The following is a 26,206-nucleotide window of genomic DNA, read 5'->3' on the forward strand; positions in this document are numbered from 1 at the left end:
TCTGTCTCAATCCACTCGGCTGACCAGGAGCTTGTCGATCCGCCTGCCATCGAGATCGACCACCTCGAAGCGCCAATGGCCCTTTTCGAAGCTCTCGCCGACATTGGGCAGCCGGTTCATCTCGGCCAGCACGAAGCCGGCGACGGTCTGGTAGTCGGCGTCGCGCGGCACATGGATGCCGAGCTCATGCGAGAACTCGTCGACCTGCATCCAGCCCGCGACCAGGAAGGAGCCGTCGGCGCGCGTGACGATTGCGGGCTCCTCCTCATCCTCGTCCTGGAAGACGCCGGTGATCGCCTCGAGCACGTCGCTCGAGGTGATGATCCCCTCGAAATGACCGTACTCGTCGAAGACCAGCGCCATATGGACATGGGTGGCGCGAAGCGCGCGCAGCACTTCGAGCGCACCGGTGGTGTCGAGCACGACTGGAGCCTCGCGGACCAGACTGCGCAATTCGACCTTGTCGTCGGCGAGCGCCTCGAACAGGTCCTTCATCTCGATGATGCCGATGATCGAATCGGCCTCGCCATCCTGCACCGGCAGCCGGTTGCGCCTCGTCGCGCGAACCTGAGCGCGGATCTCGTCAAGCGAATCGCTGAGATCGATCACCTCGACCTCGCGACGCGGCGTCATCAGTGCCCGGGCCGAGCGGTCGGCGAGGCGCATCACGCCCGAGATCATCTCGCGCTCGTCACGCTCCAGCACGCCGGCGTTCTCGGCCTCGGCGATGATGGTGCGAACCTCCTCCTCGGTGACCGTCTCCTCCGATTCGCCCTTCTGGCCGAGCAGCGCCAGCACCAGCTTGCCCGAGGCGTCGAGCAGCCAGACCAAAGGCGAGGCAACCTTGGCCAGCACCACCATGGCCGGGGCGACACGCGCCGCCACGCGCTCGGCATCGCGTAGCGCGATCTGCTTCGGCACCAGTTCGCCGAGAATCAGCGAGAGATAGGTGATGAGGACGACGACGGTACCGACGCCAAGTGCGTCGGCAGCGGCATTCGACAGCCCGTGCGTACCAAGCCATTCCGACAGGCGCGCACCGAGTGTCGCACCTGAGAAGGCGCCGGAGAGCACACCGACCAGCGTGATGCCGATCTGTACGCTGGACAGGAAGCGGCCCGGATTCTCGGCAAGCTTGATCGCCTTCGCGGCGCCTTTGCTGCCTTGATCGCTGAGGACTTTCAGCCGTGCCGGGCGGGATGAGACGACCGCAAGTTCCGACATGGCAAGCACACCGTTAATGACGGTGAGGACGACGACGACCAGGATCTCCGTTAACAAAACCAGCTCGGGGGCTGCAGGACCGCGCTCGCTATCGGCCTGCTTCTTTGCCGCTTATAACGCATTGACGGCCGAACGCGATGGGAGAAGACGATGCCCCAGGACGATCTCCATCACCACGATCCCCGCCAGCTTGCCCCGGCGACGCAGCGCAACCGCGAACCGATCCTCGCGGTGCTGCGTGAAGTCCTGCCGGCGCAGGGGCAGGTTCTCGAGATCGCCAGCGGCTCCGGCGAGCATGCCATCCACTTCGCAGCCGCCTTCCCGGACCTGGGCTTCCAGCCGAGCGACCCCGATCCGGCCGCGCTGGCCAGCATCGACGCCTGGGCGCGCGCGAGCACCCTGCCGAACCTGCGCCCGGCCATCCGGCTCGATGCGATGGCACCGCGCTGGCCGGTCACGCAGGCGGATGCGATCCTGTGCATCAACATGATCCACATCTCGCCCTGGGCGGCCACCGAGGGGCTGATCCGGCAGGCGGGCCAACTCCTGCCGGCAGGTGGGCCGCTCTACCTCTACGGCCCGTATCGGCAGCACGACGTGCCGCTGGCGGCGAGCAACGCCGTCTTCGACGACAGCCTGCGCCGGCGCAATCCGAAATGGGGCCTGCGCGAGCTCGAAGCCGTCACCGAGCTTGCGAGAGCCGCCGGCTTCGGCGAGCCAGCTGTGACGGCGATGCCGGCGAACAATCTCAGCGTGGTGTTCCGGAAGACCTGATCGTTCAGCCGCCGTCGCAGCTCGTCTCCTGCGTCGCGCAGATGCGGTCGACCCAGGCGCGGAAGCGACCGGCCTCGGCCCCCGCCTTCGCTGCTGGGGCGATGGTGAGCCCGGACACGGCCTCGCTGTCGGCAGGGAACGGACCGTATTCGACCTGCACCCATTTGCCGCTGCAACCGAGAAGACGGCCGTTCTGGACGAAGGCATCGCCGTCGAAGCTCAGCCCGTCCTGACCCGAGAGGACGGTCGGCGCCTTGGCGTCCGGGCGCAGCCGGCCGGCGGCAGCCTGCGACTTCACCGTCAGCTTGCGCCCGCTGACCCAGCCCGAGCCCTTGAACATCGGCCGTGGCGCGGCATCGGTCAGCATCTCGTTGTCGCGCGCCTTGGCGATCCTGAACCAGCCATTGGCGCCGGCCGAGACCTCGACCTCGACCATGGCGCGCACCGGCGGATCGTCACCGCTGAGCTTCACCGGCGGCAGCGTGCCGACCACCTTGTGATTGGTGCCCGGGCCGGCGCGGACGTTCAGCCCCGCGGGGTCGGTCTCGCTGACGAAGGCGCCGAAGGAGCAGGCGACCTGCCCGCCAGGCGCAGGCGTGACGCCCTCCGATTGCGCCCGCACGGCAGGAGTAGCGAGGAGGACGACTGCCAGGCCAGCGGCAAGGGCTTCAGGACGCAGCATTGACCAGCACATAGTGGAAGGCGCCCGGGGTCCCGACCGCCTTGAGGAAGGTCGGGTAGCGATTCTTCGGGATGGTCTGGCAGCCGGCCGACCAAGTGTTGGGCTCCAGCACATTGTCCGCCCCGCCGCGGTGAATGTACATGCTGGTCCCCGCCCCTGACGGGTCGATCCGGCTCTTGTCGTCCTGCGTGAAGCGTCCGTCGCCATCGGTGTCGCGCTCGGCGACCTGCGTGCTCTTCACCTGGAAGGCGCGATCTCCCAGGAAGCCGCCCTTCTTCTCGAAATACTGGTAGGTGCCCTCGGTCAGGCGCCCGGCATCCTTGATGCCGTCTTTGTTGATGTCGACGCCGTCGGCCTTGCTGAACTTGACGCCCTTGTAGCGTGCATCGCCGCCGCTGGCGCGCTGCGAGTACTGGGCGCCCGGCTCGGTGCAGATCGGAAAGCTCGTGAGCTCGCGAAAGCGCCCGGTCCGGCGCATCACCACGACGAGGTCGTCATAGGAGCCCTTGCCGCGATTGGCGATCGTGCTGCTTTCCCTCCGCAATGCCAGCAGGACGAGGCGGCCGAACCTCTGGTCGAAGCGCGCATCGGTCGAGCCGAAGCGCCAGAAGATCGCCGAATAGGAATCGAAGGCCTGCTTCGGCGTGCGGAACTGCGGGCGCTCGGCGGACGGGCGCCGGAAGCGGGTGTCGAGGACCTCGCCATGGAAGTCGCGCCAGTCCCGCAGGCCCCGCAGCCGCGTCTCCGCGGCCGGGCTGAGATGAGCCTCGACGACCCGCCAGAAGAAGTCCTGCAGGCCAGGCGGCACCGCTTCGACGATGTCGCGCCAGCGCGAGAAGGCGATGACCTTGTCCTGCCGCAGGCAGCGGTCGAACTGCCGGGCAAAATTGGCGAAATCGAGTTCGGCGAGATCCGGGCGACGGGCGCTCATGCCTCGCCATCCGATCGTTGGAGTGGGCGCATCGAACCCTCCAGCGCTGCATCGTTCAGGGCGACCATAAGGCATCGCCGCCCGAAGGTCAGGCGGCGAGCAGCCGGTCGATCAGCAGCTTGTGGAGGTCTGAGGGCTTTTCTCTAGAGCATTTTCGAGCGAAGTGGACACCGGTTCGCGTGAAGAAAATGCGATAAGCAAGAGTCTCAGAGCACCATCGGCAGCACGAAGAAGCCGCCGATCACGACCACCGCCAGCGCCAGCGCCGTCATCGGCAGGTGCTTCTCGATGAAGATGCGGATGTCGTCGCCGTAATAGCGCAGCGCGACCGCAATCATCGCGAAGAAGGTGACGCGCGAGATCACCATGCCGAGCGTGAACTTCCAGATGTCGAAATGCAGGAAGCCGGACATGATCGTGACGATCTTGAACGGGATCGGCGTCAGGCCCTTGGTCAGCAGCACCCAGAACCAGTAGTCCTGCGAGGTGTGGATCAGGTGCGCGGCCTTCTCCTGCAGGCCGTAGATGCCGATCAGCCAGGCACCGACCGATTCATAGAGCAGCGCGCCGATCGCATAGCCGAGATAGCCGCCGGTCACCGCACCGAGCGAGCAGACGCCGGCATAGACCCAGGCGCGGTCGGGCCGCGCGATGCACATCGGGATCAGCAGCGGGAGCGGCGGCAGCGGGCTCACCGAACTTTCGACGAAGGTGATCGCGAAGAGCAGCCAGGGCGCGGCAGGGTGGGACGCGTAGGAAACGCACCAGTCGTAAGCACGCTTGAGCATGAAGGGGAAACCGTTCCTGGGTTCTCGCGCCGGTTGCAGGGCTGCCCCGCGTCCCATGCATTAATTCAATTGGCGCGGTCAGGCCACTAATCTCTTGGGCTAGAGTCAATATGACGACAGGTTCGTGGCGGCGCAGAGGCATCCTGGTTGCCGCGCCCCGCAACGGCGCCTTCACACCGGCTTCATGCCCGGCTGCCCGGCCTCGACGACGAAACTCGCCCGGGTCGAGACCGCGGCGCCGGCCACGGTGACCTTGTCGAGAACGCGGTAATCCGCCTGCCAGCGATCCTTCGACAGGCTGTGGCGCATATAGCCGCGCTGGTTGTTGAAGAAGCCGATATGCGGGTTCTTCTTCAGCCCCGCCTGCCCCGCCTTGGTCATGTCGGCGCCGTCACCGCCCGAGGTGATCGAGGTCGATACGAACTCGACGCCGAGCGTCTTCGATTTCGGATCGTCGAAATCGGCCTTGAGCTCGCCGGCCCAGTTCTGGTGGATGTCGCCGGTCAGCACCACGGCATTGCCGATCCGGGCGCCCTCCAGCGTGTCGAACAGCCGCTTGCGGGCCGCGACGGCGCCGTCCCACTTGTCCATGCTGTAGCCGGTCTTCTCCGGATCCGGATCACGGTCGTGGCGCATGAGCATGACCTGCTGCGCCAGCACGTTCCAGCGCGCTTTCGAGACGCGCAGGCCCTCGCCGAGCCAGGCCTCCTGCTTCTCGCCGAGCATGGTGTTCTCGGGTTTCAGCGCATCGGCGCAGGCCGCGTGCGAACCATCGCCGCAAGGCTGGTCGCTGCGGAACTGGCGGGTGTCGAGCACGTCGATCTGGGCGAGATCGCCAAAGTGGAAGCGGCGATAGGCCTGGATCCACGGCCCATTCGGCAGCGAGGTCCGGCGCAGCGGCATGTGCTCGTACCAGGCCTGGAAGCCGGCGGCGCGGCGCAGCGCGAAAATCTCCGGCGGAATGTTCTCCTCGGAGACCATGCCGGCGAAATTGTTGTCGACCTCGTGGTCGTCGAATGAGACGATCCAGGGCGCCGAGGCATGGGCGAGCTGGAGATCGGGGTCCATCTTGTAGATGGCATAGCGCTGGCGGTAATCGGCGAGCGCGTAGATCTCGTCGGGCTCGCCCGGCATCACTCGCGCCACCGGCAGCGGCCGCTCGTTCGTCCTGACCATCCGGTATTCGTAGATGTAGTCGCCATAATGGAAGACGAAGTCGAAGCGCTCCTCGGCGACATGACGGAAGGCGCTGAAGAAGCCGTCCTCGTAGCGCTGGCAGCCGAGCACGCCGAAATTGACGCGCTCGAGGCTCGTGCCCGCCGCCGGCAGCGTCCGGGCGCGGCCGATCATGGTGCGCTCGCCGCCGCAGCTGAAGCGGTAGAAATAATCCCGGTTCGGCTCCAGCCCGGCGATCTCGACATGGACCGCATGGCCGAGCTCCGGCCGCGCCAGCGCCGTGCCGCGCTGCACCACCCCGCGCATATTGGCTTCGGTCGCGATCTCGTAGGCGACTTCGACCGCCTTCATCGGCATACCGCCATTGCGGGCGAGCGGCAGCGGCGCCAGCTTGGTCCAGATCACGAAGCCGTCGGCGGACGGGTCGCCCGAGGCGATGCCGAGCCCGAACGGATAGGCGGCGAAGACCGGATTGGCCCAGAGGCGCTGGTCGATGATGCCGCCGCCGGTCAGCAGCAGGCCCGAGGCGGCGAGCCCGGTCAGGAAGCGCCGCCGCGACGGCGTGCCGGCCTCGGTCAGGAAGTCATCGACGCTGAACTGACCGAAGGCATTGCGGCGGAACATGACGGGGGCTCCAGGCTCATTGCCTGGAACCATACCAAGTTTCGCCTGACGCGCACGTGACAGAAGCGGCTCAGGCGAGCCGCTCCAATGCCTCCGCGATCTTGAGCTTGCGGGCTTCCGCCGCAGCCTTGCGCTCGCGGTTCTCCTCGACGATCTCCTCGGGCGCGCGCGCCATGAAGTCGGGATTGCCGAGCTTGCGCTCGACCGCGAGGATGTCCTGGCCCAGCTTGGCAAGTTCCTTGTTGAGGCGGCCGCGCTCGGCGTCGAGATCGATGATCCCGGCGAGCGGCAGCGCCGCCACCTCGCCGCGCACGATGATCTGCGCCGACTGGCCGGGAGCCTCATCGGCGAACTCGATCGCGGAAAGCCGCGCCAGCCGCTCGATCATCGGCGCCCAGGCCTCGACCGCCGCCTTCGTCGCGGCGCTCGCCTTGACCAGCACCAGCGGGACCTGCGTCCCACCCGGCACATTGGTCTCCGAGCGGATCGAGCGGATATCGGAGATGAGATCGACGACGAAGCCGATCTCGGCCTCCGCCTTCTCATCGACGAGCGAGGAGAGTTCGGGCCAGCGCGTCAGGCAGACCAGACCCGCCTCCCCGGCCGGCACCGCGCGGGCTGCGCCGGCGTTGGCCTTCTGCGCCCAGAGCTCCTCGGTCAGGAACGGCATGAACGGATGCAGTAGCTGGCAGATCAGGTCGATGACATGAGCGACCGTCGCCTGCGTTTCTGCCCGCGCCGCAGTGCCGGCCGCGTCCAGCTCCTCGGCCTGCAGCACCGGCTTCGACAGTTCGAGATACCAGTCGCAGAACTGGCCCCAGACGAAGCGATAGGCTGAATCCGCCGCCTCGTTGAACTTGAAGCTCTCGATGCCGGCGGCGACCATCTCGGCCGTGCGGGCCGCCTCGGACAGGATCCAGCGGTTGAGCGGCAGCTTGACCGCGGCCGGGTCGAAGCCTTCGGCGCGCAGGCAGCCATTGATCTCGGCGAAGCGGGCCGCGTTCCAGATCTTGGTCGCGAAGTTGCGGTAGCCCTCGACGCGCGAGGTTGCGAGCTTGATGTCGCGGCCCTGCGCCGCCATCGCCGCGAAGGTGAAGCGCAGCGCATCCGCGCCATAGGTGTCGATGAGCACGAGCGGGTCGATGACGTTGCCTTTCGACTTCGACATCTTCGCGCCCTTCTCGTCGCGAACCATCGCGTGGAGATAGACGTCGCGGAACGGCACCTCGTCCATGAAATTGAGGCCCATCATCATCATCCGGGCGACCCAGAAGAAGATGATGTCGAAGCCGGTGACCAAGGTCGCCGTCGGATAGTAGCGCTTGAGCTCGGCCGTCTCTTCCGGCCATCCCAGCGTCGAGAACGGCCACAGCGCCGACGAGAACCAGGTGTCGAGCACGTCGTCGTCGCGCCTGAGCTCGACCGGCCCGCCATAATGGCCGAGCGCCAGCGCCTGCGCTGATGCTTCCGACTCGGCAACGAAGCATTCCCCGTCCGGCCCGTACCAGGCCGGGATCTGGTGGCCCCACCAGAGCTGGCGCGAGACGCACCAGGGCTCGATGTTCTCGAGCCAGTCATTATAGGTCTTGGTCCAGCTTTCCGGCGTGATCTTCGTCTTGCCGTCCTTGACCGCCGCGAGCGCGCGCTGCGCCAGCGGCTGGACGTCGACATACCACTGGTCGGTCAGCCATGGCTCGATCACCACGTCCGAACGGTCGCCATGCGGCACGGTGTGGGTGTTCGGCTCGACCTTGCGCAGCAGGCCGCGCGCCTCCATCAGCCCGACCACGGCCCTGCGCGCGGCAAAGCGGTCGAGACCGTCGAGCGCCAGTGTCTCGCGCTCGGGCGCCGCGCCTTCCAGGAAGTCGGCATTGTCCTGAATCAGGATGCGAGCTTCACCGTCCAGGATATTGACGACCCTGAGGGAATTGCGCTTACCGACATCGAAGTCGTTGAAGTCGTGCGCCGGGGTGATCTTGACCGCGCCGGTGCCCTTCTCCGGATCGGCATAGTCGTCGCCGAAGATCGGAATGACGCGGCCGACCAACGGCAGAACCGCGTTCTTGCCGATCAGCCCCTTGAGCTTGTCATTCTCGGGATGGACCGCGACGCCGGTATCGCCCAGCATCGTCTCCGGCCGGGTCGTCGCGACGGTGATGTAGGTCGCAGGATTCTCCGCATCGTAGGCAGCGCCTTCGATCGGATAGTCGAAATAATAGAGATGGCCGTTCGGGTCCTTGGCCAGCGCCTTCTCCAGCTTGCCGGCGTCGAACGCCTCCTCGCCGCCACCATGCCATTTGAACGAACCGGTCTTCTCGAGCTGCAGCACCTCGATGTCCGAGATCGCCGTCTGGAACTTCGGATCCCAGTTCACCAGCCGCTTGGCGCGGTAGATCAGCCCCTGCTTGTGCAGGCCGACGAAGACCTTGAGGACGGCGGCCGAGAGCCCCTCGTCCATGGTGAAGCGCTCGCGCGACCAGTCGCAGGAGGCGCCGAGGCGCTTCAGCTGGTTGACGATCGTCCCGCCCGACTCGTCCTTCCACTTCCAGACCTCAGCGAGGAAGGCCTCGCGGCCCATCGTCCGGCGATCGGTCTTGTTTTCGGCGGCGAGCTTGCGCTCGACCACCATCTGCGTCGCGATGCCGGCGTGGTCGGTGCCCGGTTGCCAGAGCACGTCCTTGCCGCGCAGGCGCTCGAAGCGGCAGAGCAGGTCCTGCAGCGTGTTGTTGAGCGCATGGCCCATATGCAGCGAGCCGGTGACGTTCGGCGGCGGGATCACGATGCAATAGGGCTCGGCCCCGGGCGCGGCCCCGCGGCCGGCCTTGAAGGCGTCCGCCTCTTCCCAGGCCTTATTGATGCGCGCCTCGACGGAGGCCGGCTCGAATGTCTTGTCCATCATCGCTCTGCTCGAACGCCAAACGGCCGGGGAGCCTGCCCCGGCCGTGAAAACGAAGCCAAAAGGTCTACGGCCTTAAGAGCGCACGGACGGGCGTCCCGTCAACGATTTCGATGCATGGCGGCCTTGTCGGCGTTCAGGCGGCGCTCGATTGCAGGAACCACAAGGCCTTGTCGAGGCTCTGCGAGTAGGCCGTGAGCAGATCGGCAGTGCCGGCATCCCCCGCCTCGTCGGTCTTGTCGATCGCATCGCGAACGCTGTTCGCCGCGCCGGCATAGCGCTCGATCAGCGCGTCGAGATGGTCTTTCACGGCGACGATCTCCGTCGGATAGGGCTTCAGGCTACTGCCGGACGCGACCGTCTGGGTCGTGCCGAGCGCCGTGCCGCCCAGCTGGGCCACGCGCTCGGCGACGGTGTCGACATGCTCGTCCAGTTCCTTGCGGAAGCCGTCGAGCATCAGATGCACGCCGATGAAGCCCGGACCTTTCAGGTTCCAGTGCGCCTGCTTGGTGGCAAGCGCCAGATCGATGCCGTCCTGCAGGCGCTCGTTCAGAATGGCGATCACTTCGTTCTTGGCGTTCGACGGCATGTCGATCCGCGAGGCGGGCTTCTTCATGGGGACACTCCAGGACAGGCGCTCGTGCTTTGGCGCCGCACGACCTGTCGAACGCGGATCCCGCCCAAGCGTTCCGCGGGAACAGACCGGCCTGACGCCAGTTGGGCATAGAACCGCAGAAGGAGGCCCCAATGACCAGAAAGACCGACCAGGATCGCGCCTGGGAGCTGATCGAGGAGATCGGCCTGTGCATGCTTGTCAGCCATGACGGAAATGGCGACCAGCTGCGCGCCCGCCCGATGAGTGCCCATGCCCACCGCGACGAGGATGCGATCTATTTCCTCACCGACCTGCGTGCCCACAAGGACGACGAGATCGAGATCAACGAGAATGTCTGCCTCTGCTTCGGCGACAACGGCTCGTACAAATATGTCTCCGTCACCGGCACGGCGAACCTGCTGGATGACCGCGATCGCGTTGCCGAGCTCTGGTCCCCGGCGGCGCGCGCCTTCTGGGAGAGCAAGGACGATCCCAACATCCGCGTCCTCAAGGTGCGGCCCGCTTTGGCGGAGTTCTGGGACAGTCCCGGCAAGATCGTGACTTCGGTCAAGATGGCGGCCGCAGCGATCACCGGCTCGCGGCCCGATCTCGGCAGCAACCGCAAAGTTCTGCTCTGAGGGGGCGACGATGAGACTTTTCGTTCACCTGGTCGGCGCCTGGGTGGCGTCGGAAGCGGCGTCTGGCCGCTATCCCCGTCCCCTGTCCCTTGGCATGCAGCTTCTGGTCTCGCGGCTCGGCCCTCAGACCGCGCTGATGGCGCTCGCCGGTTATGCGATCCAGAGCCTCAACGAAGGCGGCGCGTTCGGGCCGCGCCGGACACCCGCCCGGAAACGGCGTCGCTAAAGCATTTTCGAGCGAAGTGGGCACCGGTTCGCGTGAAGAAAATGCGATAAAACAAAGATCTAGAGAATTGCCGCGCTTCGGAGAAACGCGGCAATTCTCTAAAAGCCTCAGCGTCGCCCGCCGCGGGCGACGCGCTCGATCTCCGCCCGCACCAGCCGCTCGACCATGGCCGGCAGGTTGTCGTCGAGCCAGGTCTTGAGCATCGGCTTGAGCATCTCCTTGACCAGATCCTCCAGCGTGCGCGCATTGTTGCTGAGCACGGTGTTGGCGAGCGCGCCGAAGGCGTTCTGCACGGCTGCGCCGGTCTGGTCGGAAATCAGCGCCGCCATGTCCATCGGCGGCACCGATTGTGGCTGGATCGGCGGCGCCGGCTGCTGCTGGATCGGCGGCGGCACGAAGGCCTGGGGCTGGGGTGACTCCGGTTCGGGCTCGGGCAGCGCCACGGCCTGCGGCTCGACGAAATCGATATCGTCCGCAGCTACCGCGATCGGCTCTTCAACGATGCGCTCGGCCTCGGCACCGAGGTCCAGCACGTCGTCCTCGATCGGCTCCGGCTCTGGTTCGGGTTCCGGCTCGGGCTGCGGCGCCAGTGCGACCGGCTCCGGGGCGGCTTCCTCCGGCGGCGCGGCAGGCTTCTCGTCATCGGCGATGATCCGCCGGATGGAGGCGAGAATCTCCTCCATCGAAGGTTCATTGGCCTTGGGCTGCGCGCTCATGCTGATTCCGGTCACTCGACTCAGAGGACGCCTAAGGAATCAGTGCGCCCCGCTGCATGAGTATTTCATCGGAAAACCGGCAGGCAAGGCGCCCGGGGGCCGGCCCACAGGAGAAATCCGGAGTGTTGCGCCGATGCGTCGACGCGCCGGCTTCAAAGCATGTTCGGGCGAAACGAATCCCCGGGTCACGCTGAGGCTACGACGTGGCAAAGCGCGAGAGCATGTCCGCGTTTCGAAAACACGCGGACATGCCCGAGAGCGCCGGCTCAGCGCCCGTCCGGCGTCTGCGTGCCCCAGAGCAGGCCCTTGACCTGATCATAGTGCTTGCGCGCATCGTAGTGCTCGGCCTTGAGCTTCAGCGTTTCGGACGAGAGCTTGCCGATCGCGGAGAGGACGGCATAGGACGCCACGACGCGGTCGCGCTGTGCCGTGACCAGCGTCGAGCGGGCGCTGACCAGCTCCTGCTGGGCGTTCAGCACGTCGAGCGTGGTGCGCTGGCCGACCTTGGCCTCTTCGCGCACACCGGCGAGCGCGGTCTCGGCCGCCTGCACCTGTGCCTGTGCGGCGACGATCTGCGCCTTGGCCGCATCATGCGCGCCCCAGGCGGACACGACCGCGGCCCGGACGGTGTCGCGCGAGGTGTCGACCTCGATCCGGCGCTGCCCGGCCGTCTCTTTGGCCTGGCGGGTGCGCGAATAGACCTGCCCGCCCTCATAGATCGGGATGGTCAGCGTCGCCACCGCGCTGGCCGAAGTGCGGTTGTCGCCGAAGAACTGGTTGTCGTAGCGCTGCGTCACCAGGCCGCGCACGCCGACGGTGGGACCGAGATCCGCCTCAGTGACCTTGACCTGCAGCTCCGCCGCATCGACGCCGTGCAGCGCCGCGATGATCGCCGGATGCCCCTGCAAGGCGCCGTTCAGCGCGGCCGGCAGCGACTTGGGCAGCAGGTTCTCGACCGGACGGCCGGGAGCGAGCTGCTTGGGCTCGGTACCGACATTCTGGCGGAAGCGCGCGATCGAGGTCTTGAGATTGGATTCGGCCAGGATCGCCTGCGACTGCGCCGAGGACAGGCGTGCCTCGGCCTGGGCCACGTCGGTGCGCGTCACCTCGCCGACCTGGAAACGATCTTTGGTCTGGCGCAGCTGCTCCTCCAGAACCTCGACGTTGTTCCGGTTGAGGTTGAGGATCGCCGTGTCGCGCAGCACGTTCATATAGGACGTCGCCGCGTCGAGCAGGACGTTCTGCTCGGTGTTGCGCAGCGTCGCGCGCGCCGCCAGCACCTGCGATTCGGCCTGGCTGACGGAGCTGCGGGTCTTGCCGCTGTCGAAGATGTTCTGGTCGACCTGCAGCCCGCCGCCACGCGGGTTGAGGCGGGAGACGGAGTTGCTGTGCGCAGCGCCGCTCTTCTGTGCGTTGAACGGAATGTCGCTCTCGGTGATGCTGGCGCCGATATCGGCCGACGCGGTGATGCGCGGCCGGTAACCGGAGAGCGCCTGCGGCACGTTCTCGTTGGTGGCGCGCACCAGGGCGCGCTGTGCGTTCAGCGTCGGATTGGCCGAATAGGCACGCCCCAGCGCCGCTTCCATCGTCTGCGCCAGCACCGGCGAGCCCGTCACGGCTCCCAGCATGCCGGCGAGCAGCAGGCGGCTCGCGGTCTTCTTCAACGTCGGTCGCGTTACAATCACTGGACGCCTCTTGTGCGGACTCTAGTCACGCCCAGGCATCGCCCTAGCCTCGGCACTCGATTCAAAATCATAAGCTTCGCAGCCCGCCTCGCCAATGTCGCGAGACGAACCGGTCGCTTTTCAATTCTGCACTGCCGCAAAAATGCGACACTCTCGCCGGCGATTAGTACCGACGGCCTACCTCTCCTGGGGAAAACCGGCCCGAAGGACGGCTCTTTCCTCACAGTGCGAACACCTCCGCCTTGCGGAATTCACGCAGAATCGGCGCCGCCGCATCGAAGACCGGCCTGCCGGAGAGCGATTCGCCCACCTTGCGGTGGAGCATGACGCGCGCCGCGCGCCCCACTCCTTCGACGACGATCAGTCGTCCGCCCTGGCGGACATGGCGAAAGAGCGCCTCGGGCTGCGTCTCGCAGGCGCCGCTGACCAGCACGGCGTCGAACTGCCTGTGCTCCGGCAGCTTCGCGAGCAATTCGGCGGCCGCAACGCCCGGCTGGGCGAAGGCGGCGCGCGCCAGCGCCAGAGCAGCCTCGTCCGGCTCGAGCAGCGTCGTCGTGGCGCCCATCGCCGCCATCAGCGCCGCGCCATAGCCCGAGCCACCGCCGTATTCGAGGGCTTCCTCGCCCGGCTGCAGGTCGAGCACCTGGATCATCCGCGCCGTCACCATCGGCGCCGGCAGGGCCCGGCTCGTGCCCGGCAGCGGCTCCTGGCGGTCGAGATAGGCCAGATGCGAGAGCTCGCCCGGCAGGAATGCCTCGCGCGGCACCGTGTCGGCCGCGGCGAGCACGGCGCGATCGGTCACGTCATAGGTGCGCAACTGGCAATCGACCATCATGCGCCGCAGTTCGGCGAAGCTGCTCATGCTCAAATCTCCGGAGGAAGGCGCCCGAACGGACACCTCGACCCTGCCCGCGGGTTTTGGGCGAGGCGGCGGCAAAAGGCAAGCCGTCGCGGCGGTGCGCCGAACCCGCGTCTTTCGGAAAGGAGCTTCGACTCAGCTCGGCCGCCGGCGCGCCTTCAGCACCTCGTCGGCCTCCAGCAGGGTCTCGAAGGCGTAGACGAACTTGTCGTCGATCGTATCGCCGTACCAGATCTCTGGCACGATGGTGCGGAAGCGGGTCTCGAGCAGGTCGGCCAGGGCCTCGTTGTCCTTCATCCACTCCAGCATGTCGGCATAGAGGTTGAAATTGCTCGGCGCCGGGAAGCGGGCGAGGAGATCCTCGAAGCCCTGCTTGACCAGCACGGGATCGCAGAGCGTGTCCTCGATCTCATGCTCGCCGACCTCGGTATTGGCCGCCTGGATCAGGGCGTAGAAGCTATAGCCGAAGCACTCCTTGGTCAGCTCGGCGGCGCGGCGGGCGAAGACCTCGAGGTCATGCTCGTCGCGGCCGAGCCAGCGCGGCATGATCATCCGGGCGAAGTTGCGGCAGAGGTCGATATTGTGGCGGTCGAGCGCCCAGGCCGCCTCGAATCGGCGCTGGTACTCGCTGAAAGAGCCGGTCTCGGCCCCGCGCCGGAAATCGCTGGCGCGCCAGGCGAAGTCCGCAGGATCGGGCTGGCTGTCGAGCACCGCATCCGCCTGCCGCAGGAATTTACGGAACTGATCGGCCTGGTCCAGGTTGACGTCGGCGGCGCAGGCCGTGCCGCGCCAGGCATAGGCCGTGACCCGCAGCGCATCGGCATAGGTCGCCGCCGAGAAGGGCGAGGGATCCTCGCGGAAATAGCTGGCGAAGCCGTCGAGCAGCGCCTCGTGCCGCGGCCCGGCATCGTCGCTGTCGGGAATCGCCGTGAATTCCTCGAGGAACCAGTCCTTCACCAGGAGGTAGCGCGGCTTGCCGTTCTCGGCGAGGTCGCCCTGCGCCCGCGCCGCCTCGAAAGCCGCACGATAGGCGGCGAAATCGCGCTCCTGCCAGGCCCGGCGCATCGCGTCGCGCTCGCCATAGAGGCGCGGGATCTCGTCATGCAGGAAGAGCGAGCCGATCCCGTATTCTTGCAGCAGGATCTCGTATTGGGTGAGCTCCTCGGCCGGCTCCGGCGCGGCCCGTCCGCCCAGCACCTTGTCGCGCATGCTGCGGACCAGGTCTTTCCAGCCCATCTCGTCTTCCCCGCCCCTGCTCGTGCCGGCGCGGCATTTGGCCGCCCGGCGCCCCGTCCCGGCGCCTTGGGGCTGTCAGCGCTGCTTTCGTATCCCATTTCTCGATCGTCTCCGCAGCTGTGGAGAACGACGAACGATCGCGCCGGCCGCGCGTTTCCGTCGAGTAGCGACAAGCCCGAGGTGACATGAGCTTTCCATCCGCGAGACAGGAGCTAAGGATCGCCTTCAAGCGGATCGAGGCCGAGCTCCCTCCCCGCCTCGCCAAGGCGATGCGCTGGCTCCGCCATCGCGATTCCCGCCTGATCAGGATTCCGGCCGGGCTCGCGCTGATGATCGGCGGCGTGTTCTCGCTCCTGCCGATTCTCGGCGCCTGGATGCTGCCGCTCGGCCTGATGCTGCTCGCCGCCGACGTGCCGCCGCTGCAGCGGCCGATGGCGCGCTTCGCCCATTGGGGCCTTGGGTTGCTGGAGCGCTTCAGGCGGCGTCGTTCTGGCTGAATTGGTGGTCGCCCTTGGGAAATCCGCGATAAGGCGAGAGCGAGCGATACAAGCTGACCAACAGCTGACACGCTAAAGGCTCGCCGGCGCAGACTGGCAGGGGGACCTCGCCAGTTCCCCTTGCGACATTCGTTGGAGCTGATATTTCACTTCAAACAAGAATTAATGGAAAAATCAATGCATTGGAAGCGAATGGGCCGAATCTGCAAGCCGGCGAACCTTGGCGAATGGGCTGTATCGCATGCTTCCTATCCGGTCCCGCTCGTACTGGGGAACGATATTGTTCGGATCTTTTTCAGCGTGCGGGACAAAGACAACCGCGCTCACGCAGCTAGCATCGATTTTTGTATAGAAGAAGATTCGATCAGCCAAGCCTCAGATGTTCGTGGACCTCTTTTCGCTCCTGGTCCGCGCGGTGCCTTCGACTGCGACGGGGTTACGCTCGGTTGTACAGTACCACATGACGGTAAGCTTCTCGCTTACTATCTCGGTTGGACGATCACACGAACGGTTCCATTCACCAATTTCATCGGCGTTGCTATAGGGGATGCCGAAGGTACCCGCTTCGAACGCGTTCGAAGATCCCCGATAATCGGTCGCTCCGAGCAAGACCCGTTCTCGGTCGGCTATCCGTTCGTGATGAAGGATGGAGACCGTTGGCGGATGTGGTACGGCACCCATCTTGAGTGGGGAGGGAATAGCCTTGAGATGACCCACGTCATCCGTGAGGCCTCCTCAGGCGACGGTATCAACTGGTCGCCGTCAGACGCCGTTTGCATTCCCGTTTTAGGCGGCGAGGAATTTGCCGTATCTCGGCCTTGGGTGCTCAAACAGCCTGATGGCTATCGCATGTTCTATGCTCGACGTTTTCCGAAGTACCGGCTCGGAAGCGCGTTCTCACATGACGGTCGAAACTGGACCCGAGACGACTCCGACTTTCCCTTTCTCGGCGAAGAGGAGGAGTGGGAAGCAGGAGAACAAACATATCCCAGCTTTTTCCGCGTCAAAGGCGAGACGTACATGCTCTATAACGGGGTGGGATACGGCCGCAGCGGGTTCGGCCTGGCTAAGCTCCAGCGTTGATTTCCCGAGGTTCAACCGACTTCGATATTGATCGCCACAAAGAAAAAGGCCCGGTCCCTCGTCGAGCGCGACCGAGCAAATCTAGAGAGAAACGCCCAAGGACGGCCGCCAGTTGCGCCGGCCAAGCGATCGCCGGGAGGAACCGGTGAGTCGATCAGAGCGGCTTGGGTGCCCACTCCACCATTATCTTGTCCGGAAGCCCCTCGCTCCAGCTGATGCCGCGGGACGTGCCGCGGAGCTCGGTGGCCATATCCATGATCTTCTGGCGGCCCTCGGCGGCGGCGCGGCGGGCCTTCTGGAAACTGGCCACCCGGCCTTCTCCTATGGTTAGCATTGAGACGGCCAACAAAAGGACCTCCAGCTTGCGGAAGCGCGGCGGCGTGTTAAGCCGGGGCGCGCAAAAGGGCCTCCGACGAATGGCTGAAGCATCTTGCTACCTCTGCGGGTGGGCCAAGTTGACCGCTCTCCCGCTTCTGCCGCAGTCAATGCTGAGCGACGGCCGCGTGGTGGATACCCCACTTGCCAAGCTGAGTTGCGAGCGGTGCGGCGCGGTCATGCATGTGACGCCTCCCGATCCAACAGAAGTCCAGTCCTGGTACGCGACCGACTACTCCTTGCCCGCGGCTGCCCCTGGGGCTGACCGCGACCGCGCAAGGCGTTACCGGAGGCTCATCGAGCCGCTACTTGCGATTGGCGCTCGTGATGTCCTCGAAATAGGAGCAGGCTCCGGGGCCTTGATGCTGGAGATGTCCGAAGCCCTGCCGGGCGCGGAATTGCTCGGAGTTGAACCCGCTTCAGCAGGAGATATTGCTCTTTCCGACAGGGTGCGCCTTCGCCGGGGCGACATCTCCGCCGTGCCTGATATCCAGGCCTTCGATGTCGCGATCACGGTCAACGTGATCGAGCACACGACCGATCCGGTCTCGTTCTTGCTGGAAATATCGCAGCGCCTTCGTCCGGGTGGTGAAATCATCGTCATCTGCCCCGACGGCGACACTCCCAATGTCGAACTGCTCTTCACCGATCACATCCATTCGCTCAGTAGCGCGGCGATGCAGCAAATCGCCCACGCCGCCGGCCTGTCGATCACCGGCTCCGGCCCGGCGGGGGCAAACATTGGCGACTTCCGTTACTACGTCCTGAGATCAGGCAGGCAGGCACCGCCACACCTTGCATCAGATCTAGCGGTTCCTCGGTCGGAATATTTGCGCAGATGGCAGTTGCTAGACGAAGCTCTGGCCGTCCGTGCCCCGAAAGGGGAACTCCTCGCATTCGGGGCCGGACAAATGGCGGCGCTGCTTCGAGCCTATGCCCCGGCGACGTGGTCGCGCGTATCGGCTATGACGCTTGACGCGCCCGCTGAAGCTTGGTCTCTCGACAAACCAATTCTGGCGTATCCCGACATCCCCAATAGCGCGAACGTCCTGGTTGCGGCTGCTCCTGCGTCCCAACAGAAAATCGCTACCCGCTTGAAGGCAGACGGTCACCTCCCGATTTGCTTTGACGATATGATCCCGAGGTAGAGGCCAATATGACCGATCAGCAGGCATTGCCACGTTACGGTGTCATTCATCAAACCACCTCGGCAGATGAAGTCGAGCGCGTTGCAGAGGCCATTCGTACCTTTGGCTATGCAGTTCTGGATTCAGGCCTCTCCCCGGCGGAGATCAACAGCATTCGCGCTCGCTTCGATGCGGCGCGGGAGAAATCCGCCGCCGAATATGGCGAGGAGCGGCTGAAGGCCATCGGCGAACACAACACCATCCGATGCCCCCTAGCCATCGACCCCATCTTCCTCGACCTAGCCATGAACAAGCGGGTTTTGGCGCTGGCCAAGAACCTGATGCGGACAGGTGTCATGCTCAACCAGCAGAACGGCATCATCAACCCTGGCAGCGGTGGAAGCTACAGCCAATCCCTCTACCATCGGGATTTGCCCTACCAGCATTTCGTCTCGTCGCGCCCTCTGGCGCTCAACGCCCTTTACTGCGTGGACGATTTTACGTCCGAAAACGGGTCTACGCTGGTGGTGCCGGCGACGCACAAGGAAGAGGCCTTCCCCTCTGATGATCTCATCCGGGCTCACGAAAAGACCGTGACCGCTCCGGCCGGCTCCTTCATCGTTCTGGACTGCATGGTGTACCACCGCGGCGGTGAAAACCGCAGCGGGCGCGATCGGCGCGCAGTCAACCATGTCTACACGATCGGTCTGATGCGGCAGCAGCTCGATTTGCCGGCGTATCTCGGGGACGGCTTCACCGACGACCCGGAGACAAGAGCGCTGCTGGGTTTCAATTTCGGGGCGCCCCGCAGCCCTGCGGAGTATTACGAGCAAAGAGAAGGCCGGGCTCGCAATTGAGCATCGCTGCGCCCTGGAGGGCCGGCACTCCGTCCAGAAATCATTGATTTCGGCGACATCGTAGCCACAGGCGGCGCTAATCGCATCCACTAGAGAACAGGATGCGCCGATGGAGTTCGTTTCTGATTGCGATCCGCTTTTTTGAGTGCCCCGCGTGCGGGCGTAGGCAGCGTCGACGTCCCTGTGGGATCAGCAAGGTCGGACAATGGGCGATAAGCGTGGGCCGCCTTCTATCGAAGAGTGCTCACTAGCCAAAAGCCAGTCGACTGCCGCTTGAACCGTGGAGACCCTCAGATTGGTCCCTCTCGCTGCCGGAGCCCTGGTTGCCAAGGATGGCACTGGAGCCGCAAGCCGCGATCGATGCGGCCAGCGTCTCACGCAAGGGCCCCCTGCATTTTTTGATCAACGAGTGAGACAAGCCCTTCTCAGTGAAGAGCCTCGGCCAGCACATGCGCAAATGGTGCGATTCGATCGGGCCGAACCGCTGCTCCAGCCACGGCATCCGCAAGGCCGGCGCAACGATCGCTACGGACAATGGCGCATCCGAGCATGAGCTCATGGCGACCTTCGGTTGGGAATCACCAAAGCAGGCCGCGATCTACACGAAGACGGCCAATCGGCGCCGTCTGGCGGGCTCCGGAGCGGCCAAAATCACGCTCTCGAAGGTCGAAAAGGCGAACAAAATTGCCCCGCCGCTTGAGAGGGTGGAAACTCAGCGGGACAATGAGGCCGAAAACCGTAAGGAAATCAGCGCATGAAAAAAGGGAATTTGGAGGCCTCGCCCGGAATCGAACCGGGGTGCAAGGATTTGCAGTCCTCTGCGTAACCACTCCGCCACGAGGCCATCCGAGAGCGTCGCCTGAAGCTCGCTCCACGGCTGGGCCTATAACCACATGCCGCGGCGCACCGCAACCGAAACTCTCGCGCCAATGTGAATTGACGATAGGGCAGATCGCCTGCCCACGATTTTCTAGGGCCCGATGCCAGCAAAGGGGTTGCGTGTTCCGGGCAGCGTCGGTATACGCCGCCCACCGATCCCGGATAGCTCAGCGGTAGAGCAATCGACTGTTAATCGATTGGTCGCAGGTTCGAATCCTGCTCCGGGAGCCAGCATTTTCGAGGGCTTGAGCGATGACCGCTTGGGCCCTTTCTGCTTTCCGGGGACGGAATGGTGCAACGGCAGACGCAGAAGGCGGCGATGCGGTTCTTCGGGGACGAACGTTCCATGCGCCGCTGGGCTGCGCTGATCGGCTGGGGCGCCGTCGCCCTCGTCGTGTTCGCGACGCTGTCGCCGATCGGCGCCCGCCCGCATCTTGCGCATATGGGGCCGCAGCTCGAACGCTTCATCGCCTATCTGGTCGCCGCAGCTGCACTCGCCACCGCCTACCCGGCGCGCAAGGGCGCGATTCTCCTGTGCATCGTCGCCGGCGCCGCCGGCCTCGAGATCGCCCAGCATTTCGAGGCGAGCCGGCATGCCCGCGCGCTGGATGCGCTGGTCAAGATCATGGGCGGCGTCAGCGGACTTGCCGTCGTGAGCCTGTGCGAGCGGCTCTGGTCGAAGCGCGCCGCCCTCGCGATCGCCCGCCGGCCGAACTGATTCCCCAGCGCCTCATCGCGCCGCAGCATGCTCGCGAACAGCGCGCACCCTGTACCAGCGATTCGCCCGGAGGGGCGGCGCCGGTGCGCCCCAGCTGGGGCCGCCCTCCGGCTGACAGTCCTTGTCAGCAATCATCATCGCGGCCTGTGCGGTGCCATGATCGCGCCACCATCGCCCCTAGCGTGACGCCTCCCTGAACGGCGCAGCCGCGATCGACCGTGGCGCGCCCGTCCCTGGAGACCCGATCCGATGCTCGCCCGTTCCGTGCTCGTGACCCCGCTGCTGCTGGCGCTCGCCGGCCCCGCTCTTGCCCAGACCGCAACGACGACGGCCACCACCGAGCCGATTGCCGCACCGGGCAAGACTCCCGACGCCTGCCGGCTGCTGCCGCAGGCCGATCTGGAGGCGCTTTTCCCCGGCCGCCCGATCACAGCCAAGGGCCCGACGCTGAGCCCGATCAGCCGCGGGCCGCAATATGCCGAGAGCTGCATGTATTCGGTGAAGCTGCCGAGCCCGACCTCGAAGCTCGACCATGCCCGCTTTGCCTCGGTCACGGTGATCCGCTGGGACGGCATCGCCAAGGGCCGCGAGACCCCGGCGCAGGCCTTCGCCTCGATCAAGACGACGCGCGAGAAGGTCGCGAGCGATCCCAAACTCACGCTCAAGCTCGAAGCGCTTTCCGGCGTCGGCGACGAGGCCTTCCAGGAGACGACAAGCTCCAGCGTGGTGGTCCGCGCCCGCAAGGACGATCTGATCTACGCCATCTCGCTCGACCTCTATTCCGAGCAGACCGCGCCAAATGCGCTCGCTTTGGCCAAACAGGCGGCGGCGCGCTGGCAGGGCGGCACCGGAATGGTCGACGCGTCGACCCAGGTTGCCGCCAATAGCGCGGTGACGGTGCCGGCGGACACCCGCCCCTCCTCCGTCGCCCCGGTCGATCAGTGGCCGGACGCCTGCGCCCTGCTGACGCCGGCCGATGTCAAGGCCGCCTTCCCCGGCATGACCGTCAGCGAGCCGCGCAAGCTGATGGGCAAGATCACCCATGAGAGCCGCGAGAACCGGCAGGAGGCGCTGCCGAACCCGATCGGCTGCCAGTTCGACGCCAAGCGCACCCTCGAGAAGGACGGCAAGCGCACGATCGAGCTCAACCAGATCCAGGTCAGCGTCCGCAACGTCGCCGCCACCGAGGATCTGTCGAAGCGCTGGTTCCAGAGCGCGATCAAGGTCTCCGAGGCGAAGACGCCTGTCGAAGGCCTCGGCGACGAGGCGGCGCTCGACATCATGAACCGCATCCACATCCGCAAGGGGCTGACGACGGTCGATGTCCGCGTCTCCGGCGGCGAGCGCGACCAGGCGCTGCACGCGGAGGCGAAGGCGCGCGTCGGCGAGCTCGCGAAGATTGTGGCGGCGCGGCTGAAGTAGCGCGATAGCGGCGCGATTGCCGCATGCAGCCGCCGCGAGTTCCGGCGCGGCGGCGGTGCTGCTAGGGAGGGGCCGATCAGCGAAAGGCCAACCTTATGACCACCCGCTTTACCGAGACCCTCCGCCAGGAAAGCCAGCCGGCCTGGGCGCAATCCGTCGGCCACCGCTTTGTGCGCGAGCTGCTGGACGGCACGGTGTCCGACGCGGTCATGGTTCGTTACCTCGTCCAGGACCATCGCTTCATCGACAGCTTCCTGACCTTGCTCGGCGCGGCGCTCGCCAGCGCCGACAGCTTCGAGGCCCGCATCCGCTTCGGCCGCTTCATCGGCATGGTCAGCGGCGAGGAGAACACCTATTTCCTGCGCGCCTTCGACGCGCTCGGTGTCGGCGAGCAGGAGCGCAGCACGCCTCCCGACAGCAAGGCCACCGCCGGCTTCAAGGAGCTGATGCGCGAGGCCGCCGCGACGCGCTCCTATGCCGCTGCCCTCTCCGTGCTGGTCGTGGCCGAATGGCTCTATCTCGACTGGGCCCAGCAGGCGTCGCCGCCGCTGCCGGCGAACTTCATCCATGCCGAATGGATCACCCTGCACGACAACCCCGACTTCCGCGATTTCGTCGGCTTCCTGCGCGCCGAGCTCGACCGCGTCGGCCCCGGCGAGGCAGAAACGAGCCGCGATTTCTTCCTGCGCGCCGTGGCGCTGGAGAAGGCGTTCTTCGATTCAGCCTATGATGGCGAGGGCTGATCGACGCCACCTGGCCTGAGACAGGCGTGACAGCCGCAAGCCGCTCTGTCACAAGGGCGGTCGAGAGACGGGGGCGTTCGCCGCAAGGCGAGCTGAGAAGCACCCTTCGAACCTGAACCAGATCATGCTGGCGGAGGGAGTCGCTCGGGGCAGCCTCGCCAGCGTTTCCCCGTGCTCGCCTTCCACCGGAAAGGCGAGCCTTGACGACGCAGGACGCGACAGAGCGGGACCCACCTCCCGGCGCAAAGCCGGTGATGGTCGTGCTCGCTCCGGCCCTGCGCACCATTCTCGTCCTGCTCCTGGCCTGGCAAGGCGCGATCTGGCTGTTCCAGCCGCCGCGCTACATCCTGCCCTCGCCGCTCGACGTCGCCCTGGCCTTCCAGCGCCAGCCCGGCTTCCTCTTCAGCCATAGCCTCACCACCATCGCCGAGATGGCGCTCGGCTTCGTGCTCGGCTCAGCGTTCGGCGCGTTGACGGCGCTCGCCATCGTGGCGCTGCCGCGGTTCGGGCGCCTGCTCTGGCCGGTGCTGCTCGTCCTCCAGTCCTTCCCGGTCTTCGTCATCGCGCCGCTATTGGTCGTCTGGTTCGGCTTCGGCATGGGCTCGAAGGTGATCATGGCGACGATCATCATCTTCTTCCCCATCGCCTCCGCCTTCACCGACGGCCTGCGCCGGACCGATCCCGAACTGATCGACGCCACCGCGCTGACCACGGCGACGCATTGGCAGACGCTGCGTTATGTCCGCCTGCCGCTCGCCATGCCCGCTCTCCTCACCGGCCTGCGGGTCGCGGCCCCGCTGGCGCCGCTCGGCGCGGTGATCGGCGAATGGGTCGGTGCCTCCGCTGGCCTCGGCTTCGTCATGGTCCAGGCCAATGCCCGCATGCAGACCGACACGGTCTTCGCCGCGATGACCGTGCTCGCCGTGCTCAGCCTCGTCCTGCGCCATCTCGTCGATGCGCTCGGCCCGCGCCTGCTTCCCTGGGCAAGCGAGCCGTGACGCCGCCCCGCCTCAAGCCGATCACGCAGAAGGATTTCGCCTGATGACCCTCCGCGCCCTCTCTAGACGCGCCCTCCTCGCCACCGGCCTCGTCCTGGCCGCCGGCCTCGCCAGCCCGGCCCGCGCTGCCGACAAGCTGACCGTGATGCTCGAATGGTTCGTCAATCCGGATCACGCGCCGCTGGTCGTCGCGCAGCAGCTCGGCCTGTTCAAGGAAGCCGGGCTCGAGGTCGCCATGGTGCCGCCCTCCGACCCCTCCGCCGTGCCCCGTCTCGTTGCCGCCGGGCAGGCTGATATCGGCATCCACTACCAGCCCAATCTCTATCTCGACCACGCCGCCGGCATTCCGATCGTCCGCGTCGGCACGCTGGTCGAGACCCCGCTCAACAGCGTCATCGTCAAGGCCGACGGGCCGATCAAGAGCCTCGCCGACCTCAAGGGCAAGACGATCGGCTATGCCGTCTCGGGCACGGAAACCACCCTGCTCGGCCAGATGCTGGCCAAGGCCGGCTTGAAGCTCGACGACGTCAAGCTGGTCAACGTCAATTTCGCGCTCTCGGCAGCCCTGATCGGCGGCAAGGTCGACGCCACCATCGGCGGCTACCGCAATTTCGAGCTGACGCAGCTCAAGCTCGAAGGCCATCCCGGCACGGCCTTCTATCCCGAGGAGCACGGCGTTCCCGCCTATGACGAGCTGATCCTGATCACCCGCCGCGACGCCCTCGCCGACAGCCGCCTGCCCCGCTTCCTCGATGCGATCGAGAAGGCGGCGCTCTACCTCACGAACCACCCGCAGGAGGCCTGGAAGCTCTTCATCGCCGCCCATCCCGATCTCGACGACGCCCTCAACCGCCAGGCCTGGACCGACACGCTGCCGCGCTTCGCCAAGCGCCCGCGCGCCCTCGACCAGGGCCGCTATGAGCGCTTCGGTGCCTTCCTCGTCGAGCGTGGGCTGATCCAGAAGGCCCCGGCACTCACTGAGATCGCAGGCGAGGTGAAATAACGGCGGCAGCACCTCATCCCGCGTCCACATCAGAGCGGCTCTGTGCCGATGGCTCTGGGTTTGGCGTCGATTGCGATGCTATGAGCCGACTTTGCAGCTATCCAGCGGGCCCTCGCCCGCCCTCCGGGCTGCCTCCGGTGAAATCAGCCGCATGAACGCCAGCCAGCCGATCGCCCAGACCCGCCGCGCCGACCTGCCGGTGCTGTTCGTGCTCAGCGCGACACATCTGCTCAACGACATGATCCAGTCGCTGATCCCGGCGATCTACCCGATCATCAAGACGGCCTATGCGCTCGATTTCGGCCAGATCGGCCTGATTACGCTCACTTTCCAGATCACCGCCTCGCTGCTGCAGCCGGTCGTCGGCCATTACACCGACAAGAATCCGATGCCCTATTCGATGGTCGTCGGCATGGGCTGCACCCTGACCGGATTGATCGGTCTCGCCTATGCCGGCAGCTATGCGCTGCTGCTGATTTCGGCGGCCTGCGTCGGCTTGGGCTCCTCGATCTTCCATCCCGAGGCGACCCGGATGGCCCGCAACGCCTCGGGCGGCCAGCAGGGGCTGGCGCAGGGCATCTTCCAGGTCGGCGGCCAGAGCGGCGGCGCGCTCGGTCCCTTGCTCGCCGCCTTCATCATCGTCCCGCGCGGCCAGACCAGCGTCGCCTGGTTCTCGGCCGCAGCCTTGCTCGCCATGGTCCTGATGGTCTGGACGGCGCGCCGCTATGCCGAGCTAAGCAAGGCGGCCGCTGCCGCGGCTGCGGCAAAGCCCGTGAAGGTCGCGGTGGCCGCACCCGCCGCCCCCACGCATACCAAGGGCCAGATCGCCTTCGCGATCACCATCCTGGTGATCCTGCTGTTCTCGAAGAACGCCTATTCGTCGAGCTTCAGCTCCTATTACACCTTCTACCTGATCGGGAAGTTCGGCGTCTCCGTGCAGGGCTCGCAGCTGATGCTGTTTCTCTTCCTCGCGGCTGCCGCTGTCGGCGCGCTCGCCGGCGGCATCATCGGCGACCGGATCGGCCGCAACCGCATCCTCTGGTTCTCGATCCTCGGCGCCCTGCCCTTCTCGCTGATCCTGCCCTTCGCCGACCTGTTCTGGACCGGTGTACTGACGGTGGTGATCAACCTGATCATGGCGAGTTCCTTCGCTGCGATCCTGATCTACGCGATGGAGCTGATGCCGGGCCGGATCGGCCTGATCGGCGGGCTGTTCTACGGCCTGTCCTTCGGCCTCGGCGGGCTCGCGGCGGCGATCCTCGGCGAAGTCGCCGACTGGATCGGCATCGAGGCGGTCTACCGCATCTGTGCCTTCCTGCCGGCGATCGGCCTGCTCGCCCGGTTCCTGCCCAAGGTCGAGCACCGGCGGGGATAGAATTTGCTAAGCCGTCAGCGGGATCGAGGTCGGGTCACTCGATCGGGGCAGGCCTCCTTGCGGCCAATTGCTGGCCGCA

Annotated in this window: 26 protein-coding genes, 2 tRNA genes and 1 riboswitch; of the genes, 15 read left to right on the top strand and 13 right to left on the bottom strand. The window is 65.9% G+C overall.

From position 1 onward, the window contains the following. Positions 1-6: 6 nt before the first annotated feature. Complete coding sequence (locus AC1DS0_RS13970; protein WP_476815169.1) at positions 7-1,266, bottom strand: hemolysin family protein; 1,260 nt, start codon at positions 1,264-1,266, stop codon at positions 7-9. A gap of 108 nt (positions 1,267-1,374) precedes the next feature. Here AC1DS0_RS13970 and AC1DS0_RS13975 point away from each other — a divergent pair, with 108 nt between their 5' ends. After that, on the top strand, positions 1,375-1,998 hold the full coding sequence (locus AC1DS0_RS13975) for a DUF938 domain-containing protein (protein ID WP_476814913.1): 624 nt from the start codon (positions 1,375-1,377) through the stop codon (positions 1,996-1,998). A gap of 4 nt (positions 1,999-2,002) precedes the next feature. On the opposite strand, the gene AC1DS0_RS13980 is transcribed toward AC1DS0_RS13975, so the two are convergent. The 6 genes from AC1DS0_RS13980 to dps form a co-directional block, all read right to left on the bottom strand. Beyond that, positions 2,003-2,680 carry an SH3 domain-containing protein gene (locus tag AC1DS0_RS13980; protein WP_476814914.1) on the bottom strand — a complete coding sequence of 226 codons (678 nt, stop codon included), beginning with the start codon at positions 2,678-2,680 and terminating at the stop codon, positions 2,003-2,005. After that, entirely contained in the window at positions 2,667-3,611 is a 945-nt protein-coding gene (locus tag AC1DS0_RS13985; RefSeq protein ID WP_476814915.1) for a hypothetical protein, read from the bottom strand. Before AC1DS0_RS13985 ends, AC1DS0_RS13980 begins: the two co-directional genes overlap by 14 nt. 206 nt (positions 3,612-3,817) lie before the next feature. After that, positions 3,818-4,399 carry a YqaA family protein gene (locus tag AC1DS0_RS13990; RefSeq protein ID WP_326874163.1) on the bottom strand — a complete coding sequence of 194 codons (582 nt, stop codon included), beginning with the start codon at positions 4,397-4,399 and terminating at the stop codon, positions 3,818-3,820. Between the two features lie 171 nt (positions 4,400-4,570). Next, positions 4,571-6,199, bottom strand: coding sequence for an alkaline phosphatase D family protein (locus AC1DS0_RS13995; RefSeq protein WP_476814916.1), 1,629 nt, complete (start codon positions 6,197-6,199; stop codon positions 4,571-4,573). 70 nt (positions 6,200-6,269) lie between these two features. Beyond that, positions 6,270-9,098, bottom strand: a complete 2,829-nt coding sequence (locus AC1DS0_RS14000; RefSeq protein ID WP_476814917.1) for a valine--tRNA ligase — start codon at positions 9,096-9,098, stop codon at positions 6,270-6,272. A gap of 133 nt (positions 9,099-9,231) precedes the next feature. Next, the gene (gene dps / locus AC1DS0_RS14005; RefSeq protein ID WP_152013641.1) at positions 9,232-9,711 is read right to left on the bottom strand and encodes a DNA starvation/stationary phase protection protein Dps; all 480 of its coding nucleotides are present in this window, start codon (positions 9,709-9,711) and stop codon (positions 9,232-9,234) included. Positions 9,712-9,842: 131 nt separating this feature from the next. Between dps and AC1DS0_RS14010 the strand changes: the two genes are divergently transcribed. Together AC1DS0_RS14010 and AC1DS0_RS14015 are read left to right on the top strand one after the other, a co-directional pair. Then, the gene (locus AC1DS0_RS14010; RefSeq protein ID WP_476814918.1) at positions 9,843-10,328 is read left to right on the top strand and encodes a pyridoxamine 5'-phosphate oxidase family protein; all 486 of its coding nucleotides are present in this window, start codon (positions 9,843-9,845) and stop codon (positions 10,326-10,328) included. 10 nt (positions 10,329-10,338) lie between these two features. Next, entirely contained in the window at positions 10,339-10,554 is a 216-nt protein-coding gene (locus tag AC1DS0_RS14015) for a hypothetical protein (protein ID WP_476814919.1), read from the top strand. A 107-nt stretch (positions 10,555-10,661) separates the two neighbouring features. On the opposite strand, the gene AC1DS0_RS14020 is transcribed toward AC1DS0_RS14015, so the two are convergent. From AC1DS0_RS14020 to AC1DS0_RS14035, 4 genes are all read right to left on the bottom strand, one after another. Then, on the bottom strand, positions 10,662-11,270 hold the full coding sequence (locus AC1DS0_RS14020) for a PopZ family protein (RefSeq protein ID WP_476814920.1): 609 nt from the start codon (positions 11,268-11,270) through the stop codon (positions 10,662-10,664). A gap of 266 nt (positions 11,271-11,536) precedes the next feature. Beyond that, positions 11,537-12,934 (bottom strand): TolC family outer membrane protein, encoded by a 1,398-nt coding sequence (locus tag AC1DS0_RS14025; protein ID WP_476814921.1) that lies wholly within the window; start codon positions 12,932-12,934, stop codon positions 11,537-11,539. Between the two features lie 241 nt (positions 12,935-13,175). After that, positions 13,176-13,817 carry a protein-L-isoaspartate O-methyltransferase family protein gene (locus tag AC1DS0_RS14030; protein ID WP_476814922.1) on the bottom strand — a complete coding sequence of 214 codons (642 nt, stop codon included), beginning with the start codon at positions 13,815-13,817 and terminating at the stop codon, positions 13,176-13,178. Between the two features lie 132 nt (positions 13,818-13,949). Further along, positions 13,950-15,050 (bottom strand): hypothetical protein, encoded by a 1,101-nt coding sequence (locus tag AC1DS0_RS14035; protein ID WP_476814923.1) that lies wholly within the window; start codon positions 15,048-15,050, stop codon positions 13,950-13,952. A gap of 185 nt (positions 15,051-15,235) precedes the next feature. Here AC1DS0_RS14035 and AC1DS0_RS14040 point away from each other — a divergent pair, with 185 nt between their 5' ends. Both AC1DS0_RS14040 and AC1DS0_RS14045 read left to right on the top strand, forming a co-directional pair. Next, complete coding sequence (locus tag AC1DS0_RS14040; protein WP_476814924.1) at positions 15,236-15,547, top strand: hypothetical protein; 312 nt, start codon at positions 15,236-15,238, stop codon at positions 15,545-15,547. 132 nt (positions 15,548-15,679) lie between these two features. Beyond that, entirely contained in the window at positions 15,680-16,630 is a 951-nt protein-coding gene (locus AC1DS0_RS14045; protein WP_476814925.1) for a hypothetical protein, read from the top strand. Positions 16,631-16,784: 154 nt separating this feature from the next. Here the strand turns inward: AC1DS0_RS14045 and AC1DS0_RS14050 are convergent, their stop codons facing one another. After that, positions 16,785-16,940 (bottom strand): hypothetical protein, encoded by a 156-nt coding sequence (locus AC1DS0_RS14050; RefSeq protein WP_476814926.1) that lies wholly within the window; start codon positions 16,938-16,940, stop codon positions 16,785-16,787. A 145-nt stretch (positions 16,941-17,085) separates the two neighbouring features. Here AC1DS0_RS14050 and AC1DS0_RS14055 point away from each other — a divergent pair, with 145 nt between their 5' ends. The 3 genes from AC1DS0_RS14055 to AC1DS0_RS14065 all read left to right on the top strand — a co-directional run bounded on the left by AC1DS0_RS14055 (position 17,086) and on the right by AC1DS0_RS14065 (position 19,747). Beyond that, positions 17,086-18,153: a class I SAM-dependent methyltransferase gene (locus AC1DS0_RS14055; RefSeq protein WP_476814927.1), complete on the top strand. Its 1,068-nt coding sequence runs from the start codon at positions 17,086-17,088 to the stop codon at positions 18,151-18,153. A gap of 8 nt (positions 18,154-18,161) precedes the next feature. After that, positions 18,162-18,989: a phytanoyl-CoA dioxygenase family protein gene (locus tag AC1DS0_RS14060; protein ID WP_476814928.1), complete on the top strand. Its 828-nt coding sequence runs from the start codon at positions 18,162-18,164 to the stop codon at positions 18,987-18,989. A 428-nt stretch (positions 18,990-19,417) separates the two neighbouring features. Further along, positions 19,418-19,747 carry a tyrosine-type recombinase/integrase gene (locus AC1DS0_RS14065; RefSeq protein WP_476814929.1) on the top strand — a complete coding sequence of 110 codons (330 nt, stop codon included), beginning with the start codon at positions 19,418-19,420 and terminating at the stop codon, positions 19,745-19,747. Between the two features lie 12 nt (positions 19,748-19,759). Here AC1DS0_RS14065 and AC1DS0_RS14070 read toward each other — a convergent pair. Continuing rightward, positions 19,760-19,833: transfer RNA gene (locus tag AC1DS0_RS14070), tRNA-Cys, on the bottom strand. A 191-nt stretch (positions 19,834-20,024) separates the two neighbouring features. On the opposite strand from AC1DS0_RS14070, the gene AC1DS0_RS14075 reads away from it, so the two are divergent. From AC1DS0_RS14075 to AC1DS0_RS14105, 7 genes are all read left to right on the top strand, one after another. Then, a tRNA-Asn gene (locus AC1DS0_RS14075) sits at positions 20,025-20,099 on the top strand. A gap of 115 nt (positions 20,100-20,214) precedes the next feature. After that, positions 20,215-20,586 (top strand): VanZ family protein, encoded by a 372-nt coding sequence (locus AC1DS0_RS14080; RefSeq protein WP_476814930.1) that lies wholly within the window; start codon positions 20,215-20,217, stop codon positions 20,584-20,586. Positions 20,587-20,835: 249 nt separating this feature from the next. Further along, positions 20,836-22,008, top strand: coding sequence for a hypothetical protein (locus AC1DS0_RS14085; protein ID WP_476814931.1), 1,173 nt, complete (start codon positions 20,836-20,838; stop codon positions 22,006-22,008). Positions 22,009-22,103: 95 nt separating this feature from the next. Further along, positions 22,104-22,751 (top strand): TenA family protein, encoded by a 648-nt coding sequence (locus tag AC1DS0_RS14090; protein WP_476814932.1) that lies wholly within the window; start codon positions 22,104-22,106, stop codon positions 22,749-22,751. A gap of 59 nt (positions 22,752-22,810) precedes the next feature. Further along, positions 22,811-22,907, top strand: a riboswitch (TPP riboswitch). 98 nt (positions 22,908-23,005) lie between these two features. Next, positions 23,006-23,749 carry an ABC transporter permease gene (locus tag AC1DS0_RS14095; protein WP_476815170.1) on the top strand — a complete coding sequence of 248 codons (744 nt, stop codon included), beginning with the start codon at positions 23,006-23,008 and terminating at the stop codon, positions 23,747-23,749. A 43-nt stretch (positions 23,750-23,792) separates the two neighbouring features. Next, positions 23,793-24,752 (top strand): ABC transporter substrate-binding protein, encoded by a 960-nt coding sequence (locus AC1DS0_RS14100; RefSeq protein ID WP_476814933.1) that lies wholly within the window; start codon positions 23,793-23,795, stop codon positions 24,750-24,752. Between the two features lie 151 nt (positions 24,753-24,903). Beyond that, complete coding sequence (locus AC1DS0_RS14105; RefSeq protein WP_476814934.1) at positions 24,904-26,127, top strand: MFS transporter; 1,224 nt, start codon at positions 24,904-24,906, stop codon at positions 26,125-26,127. Positions 26,128-26,206 lie beyond the last annotated feature (79 nt).

This window comes from Allobosea sp. P4_H5, from assembly GCF_056400825.1.